At 45.9% G+C, this 740-nt stretch carries 1 protein-coding gene; it reads right to left on the bottom strand.

Annotation, left to right across the window (positions count from 1 at the left end):
- Positions 1–740 (bottom strand): sodium/pantothenate symporter (gene panF, locus ABN217_RS19295; RefSeq protein ID WP_349459867.1); only part of this gene is annotated, 740 nt, incomplete at both ends.

The raw sequence follows: 740 nt of genomic DNA, 5'->3' as shown, positions 1-740 counted from the left end.
GAATTTGCTTTGGTGCACTGCTGAGATAAATATCTTTGACGATAGTCGCTGATGATTGGAGTAACTGTGCGTTAATCGTCGACATAATTGCCGCCATGGGGGCGGCTAAGAAAATACCAGCAGCAAATGGGGGTAATACTTGCACCATTAAGGTTGGGATCACTTGGTCAGGGATCGTAAGGTCAGGTAGGATGGCACGGCCTAGCGCTCCCGCAAAGTGCATACCAAACATGAGCACAGCCATCACGATGGTGCCAAGAATAATTCCACGATGAAGGGCTTTGCTGTCTTTATAGGAAATACAACGCACTGCGGTATGCGGTAAGCCAATTACCCCAAAGCAGACTAAAATCCAAAAAGAGGCAAGGAATGGGCCACTTAAAATATCATCAGCACCTTCAACAGAAACTAATTTAGGGTCGATAGTGTGAATTTTTTCCACGGCAGCGCCCAGTCCTCCTGCATGATAGATAATAGCTACCAGTAAAATGACAGTGCCTAGTAGCATCACTAACCCTTGCAGTGCATCATTAAGCACACTAGCTCGGAAACCCCCTATCGCGGTATATAACGCAATTGAGACACCAAAAATCAGCAGACCATAGGTATACGGAATACCCGCGGCGGTTTCCAGTAATCTCGCTCCACCAATAAATTGTACTGTCATTGCGCCAAAGAAAGCGATTAGTAAGCTAATACTGGCAAACCAAACGAGAAAGCGGCTTTGATAACGTGCATAC

This window comes from Proteus sp. fly-1067, from assembly GCF_040139345.1.
In the GTDB taxonomy this organism is placed as follows: domain Bacteria; phylum Pseudomonadota; class Gammaproteobacteria; order Enterobacterales; family Enterobacteriaceae; genus Proteus; species Proteus vulgaris_B.
This window is presented reverse-complemented; position numbering and strand designations above follow the sequence as displayed.